Consider the following 22,784-nt stretch of genomic DNA (forward strand, 5'->3'; position numbering starts at 1 on the left):
CCATGATTTTCTCCCCCAGGACCGCTCTCCCATGGTTCCTCGGTGCGGCGCTGATTGCCCTGAGCGGGTGCGATCTGCTCGTCTCACCGGACCGCAGCAAGATCGAGGTGTCCGCAGTCGGGGGCAACGGCGGAGAGGGCGGCAGTCATGGACAGGGCGGCAGCGGCGGACAGGGCGGCAGCGGTGTAGAAAGCGGTAACGGCGGAGAAGGCGGCACCGGGGGGCAGGGCGGCGCGCCCGGCGCGGTGTGCGGCGATGGGGCGATCAGCGCTCCTGCCGAGATGTGCGACGATGGGAATCGGACGGCCGGCGACGGGTGCGATCCGGGTTGCGCGATCGAGCCTGGGTTCGCGTGCGCCGGGGCGCCGAGCGTGTGTACGAGCGGGTGCGGCGACGGCGCGCTGGGCGGCGCGGAGACCTGCGATGACGGCGGCGACAAGGACGGCGATTGCTGCTCGCGCGCGTGTCAGCTCGAGTCCGGCTGCGAGGTCGAGCCGAACGACGGATTCGCGTCGGCCAACGACGCCTTCGCCATCGCGCCCGGCGGTCGGATCCGCGCGTTCATCGACCCCGAATCCGACGTGGACGTGTTCTCCGTGACCGTCCCCGAGGGGTCGGTAGGGCGCATCAAGGCAGAGACGCTCGACGGCCCGCTGGGCACGACGTGCAGCTCGCTCGGCGTCGATACCCATGTGACGATCTTTGACGCGAGCCTGGCGAGCATCGAGGACAACGACGATGTCGCCGACGACGACTACTGTTCTTTCCTGGCGCTGCGCAAGCTGGCCCCTGGCGAGTATTTCGTCCGCGTGCAGATCTCCCCTGGAGCGGAGCCCGCGACGTTCGACTACACGCTCTCCCTCACGCTGGATACGTCGGTGTGCGGCGACGGCGTGCTGGAGGATCCGGAGCTCTGCGACGACGGCGACACGACCGGCGGTGACGGTTGCAGCGCGGCGTGCGAGCTGGAGCTCCGCTCTCCCGAGGTCGAGCCGAACGACACCGCGGCGGAGGCGGGCGGGCGCGCCGGGCTGCGGCCGAACGTGCTCGTCTCGGCGGCGATCGAGCCGCTCGGCGATATCGACGTCTTCGCCTTCGAGGTGCCGGGCCTCGCGGACGTCCAGCTCGCGACGTTCAGCCCCGGGCGGCTGAACGAGTGCGCCGAGGGAGTCGACACCTTCCTCCAGCTGCTCGACGCGGACGGCGCGACGGTGCTGGCGAGCGACGACGACAGCGGCCCCGAGGCTTGCTCGCTCATCGACTGGAGCGTCGACGACAGGGCGACACGGCTCCAGCCGGGCACGTATTATGTGACCGTCGAGGAGTTCAACAACGACGCGTCCATCCCCGGATACGACCTCCTCGTCGCCTTCACCGCGCTCTGCGGCAATGGGGTGATCGAGGAAGGCGAGGCGTGCGACGGCGGGGAGCGGTGTTCCTCGGAATGCGCGCGGATCCCGGTGTGCGGCGATGGAGCCATCGACGGCGGCGAGGCGTGCGACGACGGCGGGACCGAGGGCGGAGATGGCTGCAGCGCCGCGTGCCAGCTCGAGGGGACCCTCCCGGAGATCGAGCCGAACGACGCGAGAGGCCAGGCCACCGCGGGGCGGGCGACCGCGGCGGGGGCGCTGTTCACGGCGTCGATCTCTCCGCCGGGAGAGCTCGACTTCTTCGCCGTCGACGTCCCGGGCGTGGCCGAGCTGGAGGTGGAGACCTTCGACGTGACCGGCCCGACCTCGTGCCGCGGCATCGACACCGTGGTGCGGCTCCTCGGGCCCGACGGCGCCGTGATCGCCGAGGACAACGACGGCGGCGAAGCCAGGTGCTCCCGACTCCGCGCCGCCGTCACCGCGCCGGGCGTCTACTACGTGCGCGTCCAGGACTATGGAGGAGACTCCATCGCTGGATATACCGTGCGCGCGCGGACGACGGCCCTCTGCGGCGACGGCGTGGTCGAGGGCCTGGAGGAGTGCGACGGCGGCGCCGCGTGCGGGGCGACGTGCCAGCGCATCCCGGTGTGCGGAGACGGCTTCATCGACGAGCCCGAGATCTGCGATGACGGCAACATGGGAGGCGGGGATGGCTGCGACGCCGCATGTCGGATCGAGGGCGCGATCGCCGAGATCGAGCCCAACTCGACCCCTGCCGAGGCCGAGGCGAACGGCGCTGTCGCGCCGGGAGCGCTCGTGTCCGGCGCGATCGAGCCGGACAGCGATGTCGATCTCTTCGCCCTGCAGGTCACGACCGTCTCCGACCTCCGGCTCGAGACCTTCGACTCGAGCGGCCCCGCGCGGTGCGCCGAGGGCGTCGACACGGTCCTCTCCCTCCTCTCGCCGGACGGGGTGACCGTGCTCGCCTCCGACGACGACGGCGGGATCGGCGCCTGCTCGCTCATCGACTCGAGGAGCCCCGGCGGGGCCGCGGCGCGCCGCCTGGATCCCGGGACATACCATGTCCGGGTCAGCGGCTTCCCGGAGCAGCCGGGGGCCCGCTACACGCTGCGGGTCTCGCTCGACGCCTCGTGCGGCGACGGCGTGAGGGAGGGCGCGGAGGAGTGCGACGGCGGCGCGGGGTGCAGCGCCCGCTGCGAGAGGCTCCCGGTCTGCGGCGACGGCCTGCGCGACGCGCCGGAGGGGTGCGACGACGGCAATGCCGCGGGCGGCGACGGGTGCAGCCCCGCCTGCCAGCTCGAGGCGGTGACCGCCGAGATCGAGCCGAACGACACCCCCGCGCAGGCCGGGGCGAGCGATCTCGTGATCTCGGGCGACGCGCTGCTCGCGGCGAGCCTCGCCGCGGGCGGCGACAGGGACGTGTTCCGCCTGAGCTTGCCTGTCGCCTCGGTCGTGCGCCTCGAGGTCTTCGACGGCACCGCGGCGGGCTGCGAGGGAGGCCTCCTCACGACGCTCCGCGTGCTCGACGCGGCGGGCGGGACGGTCGCGACGGACGAGGGGCTCTCCGACACCGCGTACGCGGGCGGCATCGGCGGATGCTCGGCGCTCGTCGTGGCGTTGCCTCCCGGCGACCACGACGTCGAGGTCGCGGCGCGCGAGGGCGGCGCGGAATTTCCGCTCTACCTCCTCCAGGCCAAGATCCTCGCGCCGGCGGGCGCCGAGGAGGAGCCGAATGGCACCATCGCCACCGCGAGCGGATCCGTCGGATCCGATGCGTTCATCGCCGGCGCGCGGACGACCGACGATTTCGACTTCTACGCCGTGGATGTCCCGGAGAACCTGTCGATCCGCGCGGAGATCATCGAGGGCGGCGAGGAAGCGTGCGAGTCGCTCGAGATCGACAGCCGGCTGTCGCTGCTCGACGCCGCGGGCTCGCTCCTCGCGGACGATGACGACGGCGGCCGGGGCAACTGCTCGATGCTCGACGGCACCGGGGACGCCCCGCGCCACCCCGGGGCTCACGCGCTACCGGCGGGGCGGTACTTCCTCCGCGTCCGCGCCGCGTCTGGCGCCTCGGGCGCCGCCGCCCTCTTCGCGTACCGGCTGGCCGTCACGCTCCGCTGACGAGCGCGGACGCCGCCGGACGTCCGGGAGCACCGGTGGCCCCATCCGGCCGGGACGGCGCGCGTCCGCGCCCGTCAGCGGAGCGTCCGGCGTCGCGCGCCGCCGGGAGGCCGGGACGCACCCGCCGCCGCGCGGCGACTCGATGTCTCGATATCCCATCATCGCGGGACTGCCGCGCTCCGTCGCGCCGCCGCGCGGTGTGGCTCGGCGGTGCTCATCGGAGCCGCATGAGGGGGCCCTACCCACAAGCACCTTCGCGGGAGGTCTTCGGTAGGTACGTAGGTAGGTAGGTAGATCGAGCGCCGGGGGCGGCACGGAGCTGCCTTGTGCCTCGCCCGCGCGTCCGACGCCGCGCGCCCGCCCCGGCGTCGCCCCGCGATTCCCGCCCTCGGCCGCGCCTCGCGGCGCCGCCGCACACCGCATCTCGGCGCGGGTGCGTGATGCTTCGGCCGGATGTAGGAGCCCGCGGGGTGCGTTCGAGGCAGAGGACATGAGTTGATTGTCGAGGAGTGCCGGTATTCTCCCTGGTTCTAACTCCGTCCTGTTTTTGACCGGAAAGATGCCAGTCAAAAGTGCTTGCGTGAGACCGCAGGGAGAATAGTCTCCTGTTGTTCGCGTCATGACCTCGGGGCGGGTTCCTCCGGGAGCGTGACCGTGACGGGACGACGACGACGTGCGTCGCTCCCGTCGGGGCACCGCTCTCCTGGCGCAGGCCCCGGGGGATTGCATCCCTTGGGTGACGATCTGGATAGGTATCTGCATCAAACTTCACCACAGATTCGATTCCTCGGAGGTATTTCTCATGAAGAATTTTGCTCGTTGGGTGCTCGCTTTCGCAACCATCACGTCGATCTCGGGCAGCGCCATGGCCATCCGGAACGACTGTGTCTACAACGTGTCGATGAAGACCGGCCTGAGGAAGGTGCCGGTCGGTCAGACCGTCTTCCAGCTGGCCGAGCAGGCGGGCACCCCGTTCAACGATGAGTGCGGCTACGTGGGCAAGTGGGGAGTCGTGGCGGCCCCGGGCGCCGCGGTCGCCGCCAACCTCTTCCTTCGCCAGGCGACGACGATCGGAGCCAACGACTGCGACTGGAACTCCTTCTACTTCACGGACGGGAGCATCTCGCTCCTGCCTTCCGTGGCGATCCCGCCCAGCACCGTGGCGTTCCCGCCCAGCTCCGGCATCACCTCACGGCTCCAGAAGGCGCCCATCTGCAACTTCGTGGGCATGGAGGACGACTACACCGGCACGATCAAGTCGACGATCCAGTTCTATTCCGCGCTGTCGATGCCCACGCCGGTCACGTTCGCCCCGCACTGCTACTGATGACGGCGTGCCTTTGAGACCGGTCTTCACTGGGCTCTGAGACGGCGCCCGGCGTCCGACCGATCGGCGAGAGCCTCCCTGCAGAAAGCCCATAGTATCGGCCCCGGGCAGGTCGGGGAGGCGCTCGTCGATCGCGTCGTGCGGATTGAGGAGGGGGCGCCGGCGGAACGCCGGCGGCCCCTTTCTCTTCTCCGCCTCTGCCGAGCTCCCGGCTCGAGGGCTCTAGCCAGGTCAACTTGTCTGGAGGAACAATGATGCAACCGAGTTCGTCGCAACGGAACCCCTCGCGCCGGCCCCTGTGGATCGCCGCCGGATTGCTCCTGGCCGCCCTCGCCGGCGTCGCCCTCTTCCTCGCCTTCCGCTCCGGGGACGAGCAGACCGCCGGGGCGATGGGCCCGGCCGCCGGGGCCGAGAAGCACGTCCGCTACCGCAACAGGGCGCTCGTGCGCGGCGCGGCGCCGGCGGCGAAGGAGGAGGCGAAGCCCACCATCAGCGGCCTCGTCTATGGCACGGACGGGAACACCCTCTCCGGCGCGACCGTCGTCGCCATGACCTTCGAGGTGGCCGGCAACGTGCTCTCGACCGCGGGCTCCGTGAAGAGCGACGATGGAGGGCGGTTCGAGCTCACACTCCCGGACGGCACCTATCAGCTGAGCGCGAGCGTCGATGGATACGGGACCACGTCGACAACGGCGCGCCCCGGCGAGGCGGTGAGCCTCGTGCTGCCGAAGAGCGGCGTCATCGAGGGGCGCGTGCTGGACGAGCGGGGCGAGCCCGTGCGCCGCTTCTCGATCGACATCCTCTCGGCCGTGACGGCGGAGACGCCCGCGACGCCGCCCCTGTTCTCTCGGACGTTCGAGAGCCCGGACGGCTCGTTCCGCGTCGATCAGCTGCCCTCGTGGGACGTCGTCGTCAGGGCGACGGCGGCGGAGTTCGCGCCCGCGTTCTCCACGAACGTCAACGTGCGCGCCGGAGACGTCGAGAAGATGGATCTGACCCTCTCGAAGGGATGTACCTTGACCGGACAGGCGGTGGACTCGTCCGGCGCTCCGCTGCCCGGGGTGTACGTGGACGCCGAGTCGCTCTTCGCCGTCGGCGAGCTGAGCAGCCTGTCCATGGAGGCCGCCGCGCAGGCGCAGACCGAGGACGACGGCTCCTTCAGCCTGCCGCACGTGCCGAAGGGCACGGTCGTCGTCCGCGGCTACGACGGCAGCAACGCCGTGAGCTCGACCGAGATCGAGGTCGCGGGCTGCGAGGGCCTGAAGCCGGTGAAGCTCGTGATGTCGCCCGGCGGCAGCCTCTCCGGCGTGGCGCGAGACGCCGAGGGCAAGCCCATCGCCGGCGCCCGGCTCACGCTCATGCACCGCCCGATCGGCTTCGTGAACACGGTGAGCGACGAGGACGGCACCTTCCACTTCGACCAGGTCCCGCCCGGCGAGCTGCGCGTCATGATGCGGCGAGGCGAGGAGGTGATGCTCGCGGCGGTCGGCATCGAGGACGGGAAGACAACGCAGCACGACATCGCCTTTGCGCCCCGGGGCACCGGGGAGATCCGCGGCCGCGTCACGGTGGCCGGCAAGCCGCTCCCGGGGGCTCGCCTCATGATGGCCACCCAGATCGGGGACGACGGCGCGATCGGCATGTTCTACCCCGTCACCGCGGAGGACGGCTCGTTCCGCGCGTCCGGGCTCCCGGCCGGCGGCTACATCATCAACGTCGAGTCGACGAGCATCGGGACCGGCGTGCAAGTGAAGGCGGGCGAGGTCAAGACGGCGGATCTCCAGGTGATCGACCTGCCCAGCATGAAGGGCCAGGAGGCCGAGCTCCCGCAGCGGTAGCGAGCTCCGCGCCAGCGCGATCTCCCGGCTGTCCGGAGGCGGAGCCTCCTGGACGGCCGGTCCGCGTTTTCACGTCACTCCGCCGGGGCGATGGTCAGCGTGAACGGCCCCGAGGTGGCGGCGTTGTAGCTGTCGACGAAGATGTCGAACGACTGGCCTGCCGTCGCCGTCACCGTGATCGACTCGGCCCACCCGGACTCGAAGGGATCATCCGCGCAGGCGAGCTCGCTGCCCTGGTCTGCGCAGTCGCTGCGCGCGTAGAGGACGACATCGGCGTAACCCTCCGGCGTCGCCGTGATCGTCAGTTTGCCGCTCTCCTCCGGGGTATACCTGTACACGAGCTCCCCGCCTTCGCCGCCGCACGACGCCGTGACGCCCTGCGTGCCCTGGGAGGTGTCGCCCACCGTCGTTGCCTCCGCGAGCGTGGCCGCGGCCGCGCACAGGGGCTCCAGGTTCACCTTGCACTCGTCGCTGCACACGTTGTCGTCCACGGCGTCTCCGTCGTCGCACTCCTCCGTGCCGACGCGCGCTTCGTCCCCGCAGATCTCCTCCGCGAAGGACACGTCGAGCGTGTACGACGCGTCCATCCCGTTCTTGCCCTCGATGAAGATGAAATAGGTCTGACCGGGCTCGGTGAGCAGCTCCAGCGGGGCGTCTTCCGGTGTGAACGCAGTGACGCAGCCGAGCAGCGTCGTCTCGTCGTCGCAGCTCGCCCGGATGTACCAGTCGAAGTCGGCTTCCGGCGCCGTCGCCGTCGCGGCGATCTGGACCGCGCCCTTCGCCGGCGCGACGAACCGGAAGACCCGCTCTCGCATGCCCGTGCCCGTGACGGACGTGATGATACCGGGGCAGAGCGCCGCGAACAGGTTGGTGCCGGCCTCCGTCGTGCCGGTGAACCTGCCGCCCTCGGAGACGTCGGTGGCCTCCGCGCACGCCGCGGCGACGCTCTCGACGCACGCTGCCTTCGTCGAGCAGTCGCGCTCCTCGCAGTCCTGCAGGCCGTCCTTGTCCTCGTCCTCGCCGCTGTCGCAGATCTCACCCGACGAGACGCAGAACGCCGAGTCCTCGTCGCAGGCGCCCTTGCACTGCGCGTCGTCGTCGCAGCCGCCAAAGCACATCGTCCACCCGTCGTCGGTCACGTCGACGCACGCCTGTCCCGCCCTCCCGCAGTCGGACGCCTCTTCACAGGACTTGAGGCAGAGCGAGAAGCTGCCCTGCGGCAGGCACTCGGAGCCCTCACCGCAGGGCAAGAGGTCCGTGTCGCAGAGCCTTGTGCAGTAGCCGCCCGCCCAGCCGAAGTCCTCCTCGGTCAAGCAGAGCCCGCCGAGGCAGTCCTCGTTGACCGCGCAGGCCTCGCCGTCCGCCTTCCCGTCCGGCGCGATGCCCTCGCCGTCGTCACCGCCCTGGCCGCCCTGGCCGCCTGCGCTGGACGCCGCTCCCAACGGTGAGATCTGGTCGTCGTCGCCGCAGGCGGCGAGCGCGAGAGACATCGCTGTGACCGCTGACAGGGGAAGAGCAAGTCGCATGGTGTTCTCCTGAAAGAGAGGTACAGCGCTCGACAACGGAACGCAGCAAAACTTGCGACAACAGCGAAAAGAGCCCGGATTCACTGGAATTGTTACGTCCGGGGCGAAATGTGGTGGTAAGAAAAGAACCCTTACAATCTTTCAATGCTGAGACCGTGAAGTTTCAAAAACGAAACCTGTAGGGGATGTCCCTGACGCATGGCCGCAATTCGGGGTACTTCCTAGGGGTCGTCCGGATGGCACGCTCAGTGCTTCATGGGAGGCAGCGCCGCCGGCGTGGCCTTCGCCCCCCTGAGGCCCCGGCGGCGCTGTCTTTTTGTCGGTCGTCGTCTCGTCGATAGCCGTCGCCACGCCTGAGCCCACTGGCTCGCTCCGCCACGCCGGGCGCGATGGACACGCGGCACGCGGGGGATCGACGCCGGATCGAGCGCCGATCTCCGTGGCGTTGTATGGTCCCGCCGCCCCATGGCGACGAAGCTCATCGCTCCCTCGAGTCACCCCGCGAATCAGAAGTTCGAGTGCCGCGACTGCCCAGCTCGGTGCTGCCGGATGCCGTGGAACATCCGCTTCAGCGGCGACGAAGCCAGGCGGTACCTCGCCGAGCCCTGGGTGCGGGAGCGCGTCGGGGAAGAGGGGGCCCTCGTCCTCGGGCGCGGCGTGCTGCCCGTGCGGGAGCGGGATCGCCAGCTCCAGTGCGTCTTCCTCGACGACGACATGCTCTGCAGCATGCAGAAGCGGTTCGGCCACGAGTACATCCCGAAGTCGTGCCAGGCGTTCCCGTTCGGGTTCGTCCGCGACGAGAAGGATGCCGTCGTCGCGCAGCTCTCCCAGCTGTGCCCGTCGATCCGCGACAACTACGGCAAGCCCGTGGATCGCCAGCTCAAGGCGAAGCTCCAGCAGCGAGGCGACACGGAGCGGATGTCGACGGCGCTGGCGACGCTGAGCGGCGTGATCCTCCCCCAGCCGCTTTATCTGCGCGCCGCGAGGCACTGGGAAGAGCAGCTCGCGACCGGCGCGTCGCCGGCGTCGACGCTGGCCCGGCTCTACGACTGGACGGCGGCCTTCGAGCGCGCTCTCCCCCAGGGCCAGGGGCGCGCGACGGACGCCTCGGTCGACGCCGCCCTCGGGCAGGCCGGCAAGGAGGAGCCCGAGCCGCTCGCGCCCCGCAAGAAGCCCTCTTTCTATGCGCGGGTGCTGTTCGCCTATCTCCTCGGCAACCTCTGCTATCCGTCGCGGGTCCGCGAGCCCCACCGGGTCGAGAAGGCCTCGTGGACGGAGCTCCAGGCGCTGCGCAGCTTCGGGAACAAGGCCGCCTGGATGCTCGGGAGAGGCACCGTCGATATGATGTTCGTCCCGAGGCCGTTCAAGCTCCAGCGGGTGAGCACGGTCGATCGCTTCCTCGCCGGCGACGAGGGGGCCGCCGTGAAGGACTACCTGCGCCTCGTGCTCCAGCGCCGGCACATCTTCTCGGCGCCGAGGCACCTCCTGGCGGCCGTGCTCGACCTCTCGCTGGCCACCGTCGTGATCTCCCGCTTCGCCCGCTGCCGCGCCGCGGCGGATGGCAGGGTCAAGGTCTCCCTGGAGGACGTGCGGGAAGGGATCAGCGTCGCCGAGCTCGTCCTCCTGAGCCACGCGGCCCTCTCGGAGCAAGGCACGCTCATGAAGAACCTGCGCTGGCTCCTGCTCACGAAGCGCGAGAGCTTCCGGGCCCTCCTTGCGACCGAGGCATAGGCCCCTCGCCCGCCTGGTTGGGTCGGCCACCGCGACTGGCTCTTAGCACCTCGCGTCAACGTCAGGCCGGGCTCGCCTAACCGCCGACCGCGACTATTCTCGCGCCCACCGGGCCCAGCTGGCCCATGGAGGCACGCGCATGATCGTCATGAAGTTCGGCGGCAGCTCGGTCGAGAGCCGCGCGCAGATCGAGAAGGTTCTTCACATCGTCAGAGCTCGCCTGGCCCGCCGCCCCGTCGTGGTGAGCTCCGCTCACAAGGGCATGACCGACGCGCTGATCAACGCCGCCAAGGCCGCCGCCACGGGGCGGTTCGATCCCTCCGTCCCGGTGAACAAGCAGCGCGCGGTCGCCGAGTCGCTCGGCTGCGCGCCCGACCTCCTCGCGCCCTTCTACGAGGAGATCGCCGATCTCCTGCGCGGCATCAGCCTCGTCAAGGAGCTCAGCCCGAGGAGCCTCGACTACATCGCGAGCTTCGGAGAGCGCATGGCCGTGCGCTGCATCGCGGACTTCTTCGCGAGGAGCGGCGTGCCGGCCCGCGCCTACGACGTCTGGGACCTCGGCTTCATCACCGACGCGAACTTCGGCCGCGCGCGCCCGCTGCCCGGCTTCGACGCCCGGATCAAGGCCATGTTCGCCGAGCGCGTCCCCGAGGGGGTCGTGCCGATCGTCACCGGCTTCGTCGGCCGCAACGAGGCGGGCGAGATCACGACCGTCGGCCGCAACGGGAGCGACCTCACGGCCACGCTGGTCGCGGCGGGGCTCGGCGCCGAGGAGGCGCAGATCTGGAGCGACACCGACGGCGTGATGACCGCCGACCCGAGCGTCGTGAAGACGGCCCGGAACATCCCCACGATGCGCTTCGAAGAGGCGGCGGAGCTCGCGTTCTTCGGCTCCCGCGTCCTGCACCCCTCCACGCTCCTGCCCGCCATGGAGAAGGGCATCCCGGTGCGGGTGCTCAACACGAACCGGCCGGATCACCCCGGCACGGTCATCGACTTCGACACCGACGCCGCGTCCCCGGCCGTGACCTGCATCGCGTACCGCGAGCGGCAGGTCGTGCTCAAGATCAGCTCGACCCGGATGTTCGGCGAGGTCGGCTTCCTCGCGCAGGTGCTGGCCGTGCTGGCCCGGCACGAGGTCGTGATCGACGTGATCACCACGTCCGAGGTCTCGATCTCGATGACCACCGACGACCTCGGGAAGCTCAGCCGCGCGCTCCCCGAGCTCGAGCAGTTCGGCGCCTGCGAGGTCCTGCCCAACCGGACGACCCTCGTGATCGTCGGCCAGGGCATGCCCAGGCAGAAGGGCGTCGCCGCGCAGGTGCTCGACGCGATGGCCCAGGCCGGCGTCAACGTCGAGATGCTGAGCTACGCCACGGGCAGCGTGAACCTGTCGATGGTCATCGAGGACGCGCACGTCGCCTCCGCGGTCGGCGTCCTGCACCACTCCCTCTTCGAGAAGGCGCGGTGACGCCTCGTGGCGCGCCGAACAGACTGAAACTCAAGAAACAGCAGAGATTTCACAGGGAGGCGAGGAGACGGGGAGATTTTTCTTTCTCTTCCTCCTCGCCTCCCCGTCTCCCTGTTGTTTCCTCTCGGATCCTTGACGTGATCGGCGTTCCTGCCGGGTGACGCGACGTTGACAAGCGTGACGCGACGCGGGCGCCGCAGTAGGCGTAGGCCTCGGTCGGACCAGGCGTCCGGCCCCGGGGAGACCATGACGGCGGCACACCTCGACGGCAGCGCGACGATCCCGCGCGAGAGCACGACGGACATCCTGCGGCGGATCGAGGCCGCGCACGGCACGTACGCCACGCGCCCCGCGCTCGCCTTCGACGCGGACGGCACCCTCTGGGAAGGGGACGTGGGCGTCGACCTCTTCGAGGCGTTCCTCGCGGGGCGCTTCGCGCGCCCCGAGGCGGAGGCGGCGCTGCGCCGCGAGGCCGAGGCGTTCGGCGTCGCCGCGGAGGGCGGCGCGCACGAGCTGGCGGGCGCGCTCTACGCGGCGTTCAACGCCGAGCGCTACCCGGAGGACAGGGCCTTCGCGATGATGGCCTGGGCCTTCGCGGGGTGGCGCGAGGACGAGCTCGCGGCGCTCGTCGACCGCGTGCTCGAGGAGAAGGGCCACGCCGGGCGGATCCGGCCCGCGCTGCTGCCGATCCTCGACTGGGCGCGCTCGCGCGGCGTCCCGGTGTACGTCGTCTCGGCGTCGCCGCGCGCCGTGATCGAGCGCGCCGTCGCGCGCCTCGGCGTCCCAGCCGAGCGCATCGCCGCGATGACCCCGGCCGTCCGCGAGGGCCGGCTCGCCCCCGAGCTCGGCGCGCCCGCGACCTACGGCGAGGGGAAGACCCGCGCCCTCGAGCGCATCTTCCCCGATCTCGCGGTGCTCGCGGCCTTCGGCGACAGCGCCTACGACGCCGCCCTGCTCCGGATCGCCCGGGTGCCCGTCGCGGTCTCCCCGAGCCCCAAGCTGCTCGCGGTCGCCGAGACGATCCCCGGGCTCGTCCTGCTCGCCACCTGAGCGTTTGCCATGGCCACCCTCTCGCTCCGAGGCCTGACCCGAAGGTTCCCGAGCGCCGAGCGCGCTGCGCTTGCCGGCCTGGATCTCGACGTCGACGACGGTGAGCTGCTCGTCCTCGTCGGCCCCTCGGGCTGCGGCAAATCAACGGCGCTCCGGCTGATCGCGGGCCTCGACAGCCCCGACGGCGGCACGGTGTCGATCGGCGGGCGCGACGTGAGCCGCGTCGCGCCGGAGGACCGCGACGTGGCCATGGTCTTCCAGGGCTACGCGCTCTACCCGCACATGACCGCGCGCGACATCATGGGCTTCCCGCTCAGGATGCGCGGGGTCGCGCGGGAGGAGCGGGCGCGCCGCGTCGAGGAGGCGGCGGCGCTGCTCGCCATCGGCCACTTGCTGGAGCGGCGCCCCGGCGAGCTCTCGGGAGGCGAGCGCCAGCGCGTCGCCATGGGGCGCGCTATCGTGCGCGCCCCCGCGGCGTTCCTCTTCGACGAGCCGCTCTCGAACCTCGACGCCGCGCTGCGCGCCGAGCTCCGGGTCGAGCTCGCGGCGCTCGTGCGCCGCCTGGGCACGACGTCGGTCTACGTGACCCACGACCAGGTCGAGGCCATGACCATGGGCGACCGCATCGCCGTGCTCCGCGCCGGCGAGCTCCAGCAGGTCGGCCCGCCGCGCGCCATCTACGAGGCGCCGGCGAACACCTTCGTGGCCGGGTTCCTGGGCACGCCGGCGATCAACCTCCTCCCGCTCGAGCGCTCCGGCGAGCGCTACGAGGGCGCGGCGCTCTCGCTGCCCGCCCCGCCGGGGGTGGCGCTCCCCGACCGGGCCATCGCCGGCGTGCGGCCCGAGCACCTGCGCGTCGCGCCGGGGCGCGGATCGGACGGCGACGCGGGGGCGCAGGGCGAGGTGGAGGTCGAGGCGCGCGTCGTCGTGGCCGAGCCGCTCGGCGCCGAGACGTTCCTGTACCTCGACGCGGGCGGGACACGGCTGCGGGCGCGGGCGCACGGCTTCGCGACGCCCGCGCCGGGCGAGGCGGTGCGCGCGCGGCTCGATCCGCGCGACGTGCTCTGGTTCGACGCGGCCTCCGGCGCGCGGATCGCCCCGCCGCGGGCGGCGTCATGAACGGGGAAGGCCGCGCCGTGCGCTCGCGGCGCGACGCGCTCCGGGCGCTCGCCGCGTCGCTCGCCGCGGCCGCGGCGGGATCGATCGGCTGCGCGCGGCGCGGGCCCGACGGACGTATCGAGGGCTCGCTGTGGTTCGCCTACGGCGGCAAGAACCGCGAGGTGCTCCTGTCGCTCGTCGATCAGTTCCACCGCGAGCAGGGCCGCTACCGCATCGACGCCGTGTACCAGGGCGACTACTTCGAGGCGCTCGCCAAGCTGCGGACCGCGCTCGCGGCGGGCGCGGCGCCCGCGCTGACGCACGTGGTCGGCGAGGTGGTGCCCTACCTGGCCGAGGCGGGCGTGCTCGAGCCGCTCGATCGGTTCCTCGCCGGCGCCCCGGGCGGCGACCTCGACGTGGTCGATGCGCTCGGCCAGTCGGGGACGTTCGTGGGCGGCGGCGAGCGCCCGCTCGTGTGCCTGCCGTTCAACCGATCGACGCCGATCGCCTACTACAACCGGGATGTGTTTCGCGAGCTCGGGCTGTCGCCGCCGACGACCTGGGACGAGCTCCGCGCGACGGCCGCGCGGCTCGTCGTGCGCGACGGCGAGAGCACGCGGCGGTGGGGCTTCGAGTGCCCTGTCGACTGGTGGTTCTGGGCGGCGCTCGTCGGGCAAGCGGGCGGCGACGTCGTGGCCCCGGACGGCACGGCCACGCTCGGCGGGGAGGCGGGCGTGCGCGCCCTCCGGTTCTGGCAGACCCTCGTGCACGAGGACCGCACGATGAAGCCGCCGCCCGGGCGCGATTACAACGCGTGGCAGGTGACGAACACCGACTTCCTGGCGGGCCGGGTCGCGATGATCTGGACCTCGACAGCGTTCCTTCGATACCTGGAGGACAACGCGAGCCAGGCGGGCGCGGGGAAGTTCGAGGTCGGCGCCGCCCCGCTGCCGCGCGACGTGCGCGCCTCGGTGCCCACGGGCGGGACGATGTTCGTGATGCCGCGGGGCGCCGCGCCGGCGGCGCAGGAGGCGGCGTTCGCGTTCCTGCGCTGGATGATGCAGCCGGAGCAGGCGAACTCGTTCGCGACGCGGACGGGCTACATCCCCGTCTCGCGCCGCGGCCTCGAGGTGCTCCGGCAGGGCGGCTACTACGCCGCGCACCCGAACGACCGCGTCGCGGTGGACCAGCTCGCGCACGCCGCGCCCTGGCCCTGGTCTCCGGACCTGTTCCGCGTCCAGCGCGAGGCGGTGCAGCCCCGGCTCGAAGAGGCGGTGCTCGCCCCGCGCGACGCCGCCGAGACCCTCTCCGAGGCCGTCCGCGCGGCGCGCGAGCGATGAAGCCCAAACACCCCCTCTCGCCCTACCTGCTCCTGCTGCCCACCGCCGCTTTCCTGGCGGTGTTCTTCCTGGTCCCGCTCCTGCTCGCGGCCAAGAACAGCTTTTTTGCGTGGGACCTGCTCACGCCCCCGCGGTACGTCGGGCTCCGGAACTACGAGGTCCTCGTCGAGAGCGGCGAGCTCGCCGGCACGCTGCTCCGCACGCTCGGCTACAGCGCCGTCGTGGTGGCGCTCTCCGGCGCCCTGGGGCTCGCGCTCGCGGTGGCGCTCGATCGCCCTGGGCCGGTCTATGCGTTCGTGCGTGGCGCTGTGTTCAGCGCCTATGTCGTGTCGTGGGTCGCTGTGGCGCTCCTCTGGATGTGGATCCTCGACGCCGAGGGGCTCTTCACCGTCGCGCTCCGCTGGCTCGGCCTGCCGACCATGAGCTGGCTCGGCGATCCCCGCTCGGCGCTGCTCGCGCTGGCCGCGGTGAGCGTCTGGAAGATCACCGGTTATGCCATGGTCATCTTCCTGGCCGGCCTCCAGGACATCCCCCGCGCGCTCCACGAGGCGGCCGCGCTCGACGGCGCCGGCCCGTGGCGGCGGTTCCGCCACGTGACATGGCCGCTGCTCCGCCCGAGCGCCGCCTTCGTGGCGACGACGAGCCTCATCCTCTCCTTTCAGGCGTTCGACGTGATCCGCGTGATGACGCAGGGAGGGCCGGTCAAGGCGACGACCCTCTTCGTCTACGCGATCTACGAGCACGTCTTCGTGAACCTGCGGGTCGGCCGGGCCAGCGCTATGATCGTGATCTTCTTCGTCTTTTTGCTCCTGTTGACGGTCCTGCAGCTCTGGGCGCTCCGCGCGGGCGCGCCGCGCCAGGGGAGGCGGCCGTCGTGACGGCGGGGAAGAGCGGCGGTGCCGGCGCGGGGCTCTTCAACGCGCACTCGACCTCGCGCTCGCGCCGCCTCGTCTCGGACGCCGTGCTCGTCGTGGTGGCCATCGTGTGGCTCGGGCCGTATGCGTGGATGACGATCACCTCGCTGAAGACGCTGCCCGAGATCACCCGCGCTCCGGCTTACCCCTTGCCGCAGGCCTTCCAGCTCGGCGCGTACCGCGAGGTGCTCCAGGCGGTGCCGGTGATGCGGTATTTCGTCAACACCGTGTTCATGGCGACGGCCATCGCGCTGTTGCAGATCGCCCTCGCGCTCCCGGCCGGTTATGCGCTCGCGAAGCTCAGGTTCGTGGGGCGGAGCGCCGCGTTCGTCATCGTGCTCTCGTGCCTTCTCATCCCGGCGCAGGTCACGTTCGTGCCGGTCTTCACGATGCTCGGCTCGGTCGGCCTCGTGAACACGTTCGGGGCGCTGATCCTGCCCTTCGGGGTGAGCGCGCTCGGCACGTTCCTCGTGCGCCAGGCGCTGCTCTCGGTCCCTGACGAGATCATCGAGGCGGCGAGGATGGATGGGGCCGGCGAGCTCAGGATCGTCTACCTGATCCTCGGCCCGATGCTGCGGCCGACGCTCTCGGCGCTGTTCCTGTTCAGCTTCGTCTTTCACTACAACGATTACTTCTGGCCGCTCGTCATGACGACCGACGACCAGGTACGCACGCTGCCGCTCGCGATCGCCCTCCTCCGGGAGCAGGGGACAGGGGTCCGCTGGCACCTCGTGATGGCCGGCAACGTGATCCTGAGCCTGCCTGTGCTCCTCGTGTTCGCGGCGGCGCAGCGGCAGATCCTGCGGGCGGTGACGGCGCGGATCTGAGCGGCGCGGGCGCCCGGGCAGGCCCGGCGCCGGAGGACAGCGATCGAGCGGTTTACCGGGCCGGCGTGTGCATCGACGTGGCAGTGAGCGTCGGGCGCGATCGAGCCCTGCCATCGTCGCTGTCGCCGCCCCCTGCGCTTCGCTCCGGCGGCGGTCGACTGGAGGGCACAGCGCGCCGCCGCGCCTTCGGCAGAAGAGAGCGCTGCGCGGTTTGTTCTCGTCCGGACGCCCTCTTTTCTGGCCCGGTCGTCGCACTGGCTCGCGCCGGCCACGGCAGCGCCGGCCACGGCAGCGCCGGCCAGGCGCTGCGGAAGGAGAGCCACGATGACCACCACCGAGCCAATGATGCAGAAGCAGATGGTCCAGAAGGAAGAGGGCAAGATCACGACGAAGATCGAGGAGAGGACCGGCAGGATTCCGTCCGGCACTTATCTCGGGCTGGCGATCGGCTCGATGGTTGTCTCGGCCGGCTGCATGCTGGCCGGCAAGAAGCAGGTCGCGAACTTCATCGGCCAGTGGGCGCCATCTCTGCTCGTGATTGGCCTGTACAACAAGCTGGTCAAGATCGAGCACGAGCTGGGATACGGCAATTACCGCTGACTGCCTTCCTCCCGAGCTCGGGCCTCCCGAGCTCGGGCCTCCATCCAGCCGGCTGCTCGGCGCCCTCCGTGGCGCCGTCGCGACCTCAGGGTCGAGCGCCCCCCCGGCGTGCGCGGCGCGTGACGCCCTTCGTGCCTCGCACGAGAACACCCGTTCCCGCTCCCATCTCCGGACGGCGCGCCGCCCGCGGGGATCGCCGCCGTCCAAATCTCGACATCTGCCTGGAATCCTTCTTGCTGAGCTCGCGCGCGCGGCGAACGGAGGAACCCATGCGTCTGCGCCTTTCTCGTTCTCTTGTCGTGGCAGTGCTCTTGTCCACGGGCGTTTTCACGTCAGCTCTCACGGCGTGCGGCCCGGGAGATCCCGACCCGGTGGCCGGGGCCCATGTCGGTGACCCTGATCAGGAGATCACGGTGACGGAGGTACCACCGCCGGCCATCAGCGGCGGAACGCTGATCGTCGCCAGCGACGGTCGCACGGCGGTGGCGGCGGACGCCGACCGCGATCGCGTCTGGATCGTCGATCTCGAGGGCGGCGAGCCGGCGGCGGTCCTGCTGGAGCGCGGCGACGAGCCCGGGCGCCTCGTCGAGGACGCGAGCGGCCGGGTTCACGTGGCGCTCCGGCGCGCCGGCGCGGTGGTGACCCTCGATGTCGAGGCGCGGTCGGTCATCGCGCGCAGAGAGGTCTGCCGCGCGCCGCGCGGGGTCGCCTACGACGCCGCGAGCGACGCCATCCACGTCGCCTGCGCCGGCGGCGAGCTCGTGACGCTCCCGGCCTCCGGCGGCCCCGCCGTCCGGAAGCTCCGCCTCGCCCCCGACCTGCGCGACGTCGTGGTCGAGGGCGACCGGCTCCTTGTCAGCCGCTTCAGGTCCGCGGAGACGCTGGTCGTGGGCCCCGACGGCGCGGTGCTCTCGCGCCGCACGCTCCCCGTCTTCTACTCGAACGGGTTCGCCAACTCGGAGTATGCGCCGTCCGTGGCCTGGCGCATGGCGCCGCTCGCGGGCGGAGGTGCGCTGATGGTGCACCAGCGCGCGATGTCGTCGAAGGTCACCCTCAGCCCGGGCGGCTATTACCAGTCTGCCGACTGCGACGGGAACATCGTGCACGCCGCGGTCAGCAGGATCGACCCGGCGGACGTTCCTGACACATCGATCCCCTCGCTGCCCGCGGCCGCGATCCCGAATGTCTCGCTGCCTGTCGACATCGCGGTCACGCCCGACGGCGCGCGGATGGCCATCGTCGCGGCCGGCAGACGCAGCGTCGTGAGCGCGACCGTCGACAACCTGGAGCGCGACGCCGAGATGAACGGCTGCAGCCCGGAGGTCACCGCGAACGCGCTGAGCGGGCAGCCTGTCGCCGTGGCCTTCGACGGCCAGGACAAGATCGTCGTGCAGCTGCGGGAGCCGGCGGCCCTGGAGGTGCTCGGCGGGCGCATCATCGCGCTTCCGGGCGAAAGCGTGAAAGACACCGGACACGAGATGTTCCACCGCCCGCCGAACGCCGTGAGCGCCGTGGCGTGCGCGTCGTGCCACCCCGAAGGGCACGAGGACGGGCGGACGTGGGACTTCGATCCCGTGGGCCTGCGGCGGACGCAGGCGCTGGGCGGTGGCATCCTGAAGACAGCGCCCCTCCACTGGAGCGGCGATCTGCAGGATCTCGCGGGCCTGATGGGAGAGGTGTTCGTCTCCCGCATGGGCGGCCAGCAGCCCGGCGCCCGGCGGCTCGACCTGATGGCCCGTTACCTCGACAGCCTGCCCGCCTTCCCGGCGTCGCCGCCCGAGGACGACGCCGCCGTGGCGCGGGGCGAGGTGCTCTTCCATGACAAGAAGGTGGCCTGCGCGGACTGCCACGGTGGCCCGATGCTCACCAACAACCGGAACGAGGACGTGGGCAAGGGCGAGCGGTTGCAGGTGCCCTCGCTCCTCGGCATCTCCGGGCGCGCGCCGTTCATGCACGACGGCTGCGCGGCGACGCTCCGCGATCGCTTCGATCCGCTGTGCGGAGGCGACAAGCACGGTGACGTCTCCGGCCTGACCTCAGCGCAGCTCGACGATCTGGTCGCGTACCTCGAGTCCCTCTGAGCCTCCGGCACGCCGCGCTCCTCGCGCGGTACGACCGAGGCGTTCCTCGACATCCGGGGCCGATTGCCACGATACGAGCCCCCATCACCCGGCAACCGGCGGAGCGGGGAAACCGCGTGTGACGGGGCGCCCGGCCCGGACGCGCCGCCGTCGACCGGCGCCGCGCTCTCCGACGGCACAGCCGTTGCTCGTCCATCACCACCGACGCAACCGACGCAACCGACGCAACCGACGCAACCGACATCGCGGCTCGATGGACCCGGGCCACACGCACGGTCTGTCTTTCCCGCACGTCCGCACGTTCACACGATCTCGCGATTCTCACGCTCTCACGACGGGGCGAGCCGGCGTTTCCGACGAAGCTGCCGACCCGCGAGGTGGAGCAGGCGCAAGGAGGGCACCATGCCTAGGGGCGACAAATCCAGCTACACGACCAAGCAGAAGAGGCAGGCCGAGCATATCGAAGAGGGGTACGAGAAGCGCGGGGTCTCCGAGGAAGAGGCCGAGCGGCGGGCCTGGGCGACCGTCAACAAGATGACCGGCGGGGGGAAGAAGTCGGGATCGGGGGTTGGCAAGCCCGTGAACAAGGAGCCGGCGAAAAAGGGGGGCCGCAAGGGAGGCGCCGCGTCCAAGGCGCGACCGGCCGCCGCGAGGAGCGCGGCGGCGAAGAAGGCGGCGGCGACCCGCAAGCGGAACGCCGCGGCGAGCGCCGGACGGACCACGGCCGCGAAGAAGGCGCCGGCGAGGGCGAAGAAGAGCGCCGCGTCCAGCGCTCGCTCGCGGAGCTCCTCGGCCACGTCGACGAGCGGCCGCTCCCGCGCGGCGCAGGGCACGGCCCGCCGCGGCGGGGCGGGGGCCTCACGCAAGACGACCTCCGGGGCGAAGACCGGAGCGCGGCGCGCCGCGAGCGGGGCCTCACGCAAGACGACCTCGGGGGCGAAGGCCGGAGCGCGGCGCACCGCGAGCGGGTCCTGACGCCCCGGCGAGAAGAGGAGAGGGGGCGACCATGCAGGAACTTCAGAGCAACGGAGCGACGAATGGGGAAGACGGCCTGCTGGGCGACGAGTCCGGGCCGCAGGTAGAGAGCCGGAGAGGGCGCGAGTTCCTCACGACCCTTGTCCGGGAGCTGTTTCAGACGGAGCGCTCGGCGATGATCCATCCGCGGATCGAGGCGGAGCGCCTCGGCGATGTGCCGCCGGCGCACGCCATGCGGGCGGTCTCGACCCACGCGGAGGCCGCGCTGTCGGAGATCCGCCCGCTCCTCCGCGAGCGCGGGCTGCCCATCGGCGCGGGCGGCCGCATGGTGGGCGAGGCCTTCTCGGCCTTGCGCGATCACCTCGCCGATCACCTGCTCAGCACCGAGAGGTCCTACCGCGGCACGCTCCTCGGGATGCGGCACGGCGTCGACCTCGTCGAGCTGCTCCAGTACGTCGCGACCGTGGAGGGGGAGGCGCCCCTCGCCGCGTGGTGCGCGCGCTGGCTCTCGATGCGCAGGCCTCTTGTCGAGGCGGTCGCCGACGAGCTCGCGTGGTTCGCGGCGCGCCCGATGCGCGCGACGCGGGCGGCGAAGGACGACCTCGCCGCCCACCTCCTCCGGGGCCTCGTGAACGGCGTGGAGCTCGCGGCGCAGCGGCTCCGCCGCCTCGTCACGTTCGCGGGTTGACGCCCGCCGGCCGCGCGCGGAGACAGCCCGGCGCAGGGCTGCGCGCGGCGCCGCGCGCGGCGTCGAAGCCGAGGAGGATGCGCAGTGGAGCAGGGGATTCCGACGTGGGGCACGCCGATCGAGCTCCTGAAGAGCCACGGGCCCGGCGTCGCGAGCGCGCTGTTCATCGCGATCGTCGGGTGGACGGCCGCGGCCTGGGCCGCGCGGAGCGTGCGGTCGATCGGCAAGCAGTGGACGCAGATCGACGCGACCCTCGTCCCCTTGCTGGCTAGCGTAAGTCGGCTCACTGTCTTGACGGTCACCGCCATGGCCGTGCTCGAGCGCTTCGGCGTCGACACGAAGAGCCTGTTCGCCGTGCTCGGCGCCGCGGGTCTGACCATCGGCCTCGCCCTCAAGGACACGCTGTCGGACGTGGCCGCCGGGCTGGTCTTGCTCGTGCTCCGTCCGTTCGACGTCGGCGATGCGATCGAGGTCGACGGGACCTCCGGCGTCGTCGACGCCATCGACGTGTTCCAGACCAAGCTGACGAGCTTCGACGGCGTCCCGATCACGCTGCCGAACTCCAAGGTCCGGTCCGCGAAGATCCAGAACTTCACCCGGGCGCAGCGCCGGCGCATGGACCTCACGATCGGCGTCAGCGCCACCGCCGACATCGCTCACGCCGTCGCCACGCTGCGGGACGTCCTCTCGAACGAGCCGCGCGTGCTGCCGGCGCCGGCGCCGTCGGTCGACGTTATCGAGCTCGCGGACGAGAAGGTCAACCTGCTCGTCCGCGCCTGGACCCTCCCCGCCGACTTCTTCCCGGTGCGGCTCGAGCTCACGCGCCACTTCAAGGAGCGGCTCGACACGGAGGGGATCGTCGTCCCGATGTCCCAGCGCGAGCCGCATATCCCCCTTCGCGAGCCAGAGCGGCGCTCTACCCCGCTCCTCTGAGGCGGCGCGCGCGCTCGAGAGGCCCCGGAGGCGACCCCGCCGCGCCGCCCCTCGCCCCTGCCCGAGGTCAGGGCGTGCCCATCAGGAGATAGTACCAGGTGCCCACCTCGATGGCGTTCGGGTGCGTGCCGCTCACCCGGGTCAGCGTGCTCGTGAAGATCTTCTTGTTGAACGCAAGGCCGTTGCTCGGCGCCTGCGTCTTCACGTACCAGGCGGCCGCCATCAGGGCCGATGTCTGGTTGTCCTTCTCGAACAGGACTCCCATCTTCACCTGGCTGTCGTCGGGGCTCGGCAACCGGTAGAGGTACCCGGTGCGGGTCCCCGGGACGGTGCGCGTCCCCTGCGTCCAGTCGCCCTGGGTCGGGTTCCGGGGGGCCGTGAACTGGTTGCTCGCGCTCACGACGTCCAGGAACGCATCGAGCGCCGGCGCCGTGAAGCTCGGGATCACCTCGGACGTGAAGGTCAATGTGTTCGCGAAGGTGATGTTGCTCGCCCACCGCCAGTACTCGGTCTGCGCCTGGAAGGTGAGCTGGCCATTGGAAACACCGTTGCTCCCGAGGGTCACGATCCGGACGAGATCCGCGTTCGAGAAGATCCTGAGCCTCACGTCCGGCGGGATCTGGGCGATCACACCGGAGCCCGGTTTGGCCTTCGCCGGGCTGCGCGTCGAGATGGAAGCGCCAGCGGCGGGCGCACCGAACGTTGAGTCTGCATCGTTGCTCATGGTTGCGCTCTCTCCTGGGATGACGATCACGACAGCGTCGATCGCAGCGCGCGGGCCCTGCCCAGCCCGCGCTCCGGCGGCGGCGCTGTCGCGCGTGCGTGTTCACGACGCGCGACCCGCGCGGCCTCGCCCGGCGTCGACGAAAG

Annotated in this window: 16 protein-coding genes and 1 pseudogene; 15 read left to right on the plus strand and 2 right to left on the minus strand. The window is 71.3% G+C overall.

Features of this window, described 5'->3' with window-relative positions; all coding sequences use genetic code 11:
• Positions 1 to 2 precede the first annotated feature (2 nt).
• From WMF45_RS51025 to WMF45_RS51035, 3 genes are all read left to right on the plus strand, one after another.
• Complete coding sequence (locus tag WMF45_RS51025) at positions 3 to 3,515, plus strand: DVUA0089 family protein (protein WP_437714751.1); 3,513 nt, start codon at positions 3 to 5, stop codon at positions 3,513 to 3,515.
• Positions 3,516 to 4,338: 823 nt separating this feature from the next.
• Entirely contained in the window at positions 4,339 to 4,842 is a 504-nt protein-coding gene (locus tag WMF45_RS51030; RefSeq protein WP_437714753.1) for a hypothetical protein, read from the plus strand.
• A gap of 251 nt (positions 4,843 to 5,093) precedes the next feature.
• On the plus strand, positions 5,094 to 6,680 hold the full coding sequence (locus tag WMF45_RS51035; RefSeq protein WP_437714755.1) for an MSCRAMM family protein: 1,587 nt from the start codon (positions 5,094 to 5,096) through the stop codon (positions 6,678 to 6,680).
• A 74-nt stretch (positions 6,681 to 6,754) separates the two neighbouring features.
• Here the strand turns inward: WMF45_RS51035 and WMF45_RS51040 are convergent, their stop codons facing one another.
• The gene (locus WMF45_RS51040) at positions 6,755 to 8,206 is read right to left on the minus strand and encodes a hypothetical protein (RefSeq protein WP_437714757.1); all 1,452 of its coding nucleotides are present in this window, start codon (positions 8,204 to 8,206) and stop codon (positions 6,755 to 6,757) included.
• 549 nt (positions 8,207 to 8,755) lie between these two features.
• On the opposite strand from WMF45_RS51040, the gene WMF45_RS51045 reads away from it, so the two are divergent.
• The 12 genes and pseudogenes from WMF45_RS51045 to WMF45_RS51100 all read left to right on the plus strand — a co-directional run bounded on the left by WMF45_RS51045 (position 8,756) and on the right by WMF45_RS51100 (position 21,914).
• On the plus strand, positions 8,756 to 9,937 hold the full coding sequence (locus WMF45_RS51045; protein WP_437714759.1) for a YkgJ family cysteine cluster protein: 1,182 nt from the start codon (positions 8,756 to 8,758) through the stop codon (positions 9,935 to 9,937).
• A 139-nt stretch (positions 9,938 to 10,076) separates the two neighbouring features.
• Positions 10,077 to 11,408: an aspartate kinase gene (locus WMF45_RS51050; RefSeq protein ID WP_437714761.1), complete on the plus strand. Its 1,332-nt coding sequence runs from the start codon at positions 10,077 to 10,079 to the stop codon at positions 11,406 to 11,408.
• 246 nt (positions 11,409 to 11,654) lie between these two features.
• Positions 11,655 to 12,458 (plus strand): HAD family hydrolase, encoded by an 804-nt coding sequence (locus WMF45_RS51055; protein WP_437714763.1) that lies wholly within the window; start codon positions 11,655 to 11,657, stop codon positions 12,456 to 12,458.
• Between the two features lie 9 nt (positions 12,459 to 12,467).
• Entirely contained in the window at positions 12,468 to 13,577 is a 1,110-nt protein-coding gene (locus WMF45_RS51060) for an ABC transporter ATP-binding protein (protein ID WP_437714764.1), read from the plus strand.
• Positions 13,578 to 13,594: 17 nt separating this feature from the next.
• Complete coding sequence (locus WMF45_RS51065; protein WP_437714766.1) at positions 13,595 to 14,896, plus strand: ABC transporter substrate-binding protein; 1,302 nt, start codon at positions 13,595 to 13,597, stop codon at positions 14,894 to 14,896.
• A complete protein-coding gene (locus tag WMF45_RS51070) occupies positions 14,893 to 15,774 on the plus strand; it encodes a carbohydrate ABC transporter permease (protein WP_437714768.1) in 882 nt (293 codons plus the stop codon). The genes WMF45_RS51065 and WMF45_RS51070 overlap by 4 nt, the downstream gene beginning before the upstream one ends.
• Entirely contained in the window at positions 15,771 to 16,637 is an 867-nt protein-coding gene (locus tag WMF45_RS51075) for a carbohydrate ABC transporter permease (RefSeq protein WP_437714770.1), read from the plus strand. The genes WMF45_RS51070 and WMF45_RS51075 overlap by 4 nt, the downstream gene beginning before the upstream one ends.
• Positions 16,638 to 16,961: 324 nt before the next feature.
• Positions 16,962 to 17,237 (plus strand): hypothetical protein, encoded by a 276-nt coding sequence (locus tag WMF45_RS51080; protein ID WP_437714772.1) that lies wholly within the window; start codon positions 16,962 to 16,964, stop codon positions 17,235 to 17,237.
• A gap of 413 nt (positions 17,238 to 17,650) precedes the next feature.
• Entirely contained in the window at positions 17,651 to 19,318 is a 1,668-nt protein-coding gene (locus WMF45_RS51085) for a cytochrome-c peroxidase (protein ID WP_437714774.1), read from the plus strand.
• Positions 19,319 to 19,720: 402 nt separating this feature from the next.
• Positions 19,721 to 20,023: pseudogene (locus tag WMF45_RS51090) on the plus strand (hypothetical protein); the annotation flags it as partial.
• Positions 20,024 to 20,324: 301 nt separating this feature from the next.
• The gene (locus WMF45_RS51095) at positions 20,325 to 20,981 is read left to right on the plus strand and encodes a hypothetical protein (RefSeq protein WP_437714776.1); all 657 of its coding nucleotides are present in this window, start codon (positions 20,325 to 20,327) and stop codon (positions 20,979 to 20,981) included.
• Positions 20,982 to 21,065: 84 nt separating this feature from the next.
• Positions 21,066 to 21,914: a mechanosensitive ion channel family protein gene (locus WMF45_RS51100; RefSeq protein ID WP_437714778.1), complete on the plus strand. Its 849-nt coding sequence runs from the start codon at positions 21,066 to 21,068 to the stop codon at positions 21,912 to 21,914.
• 67 nt (positions 21,915 to 21,981) lie between these two features.
• On the opposite strand, the gene WMF45_RS51105 is transcribed toward WMF45_RS51100, so the two are convergent.
• Positions 21,982 to 22,638 carry a hypothetical protein gene (locus tag WMF45_RS51105; RefSeq protein ID WP_437714780.1) on the minus strand — a complete coding sequence of 219 codons (657 nt, stop codon included), beginning with the start codon at positions 22,636 to 22,638 and terminating at the stop codon, positions 21,982 to 21,984.
• Between the last annotated feature and the right edge of the window lie 146 nt (positions 22,639 to 22,784).

Source organism: Sorangium sp. So ce448 (assembly GCF_051520915.1).
GTDB classification, from domain to species: domain Bacteria; phylum Myxococcota_A; class Polyangia; order Polyangiales; family Polyangiaceae; genus Sorangium; species Sorangium cellulosum_B.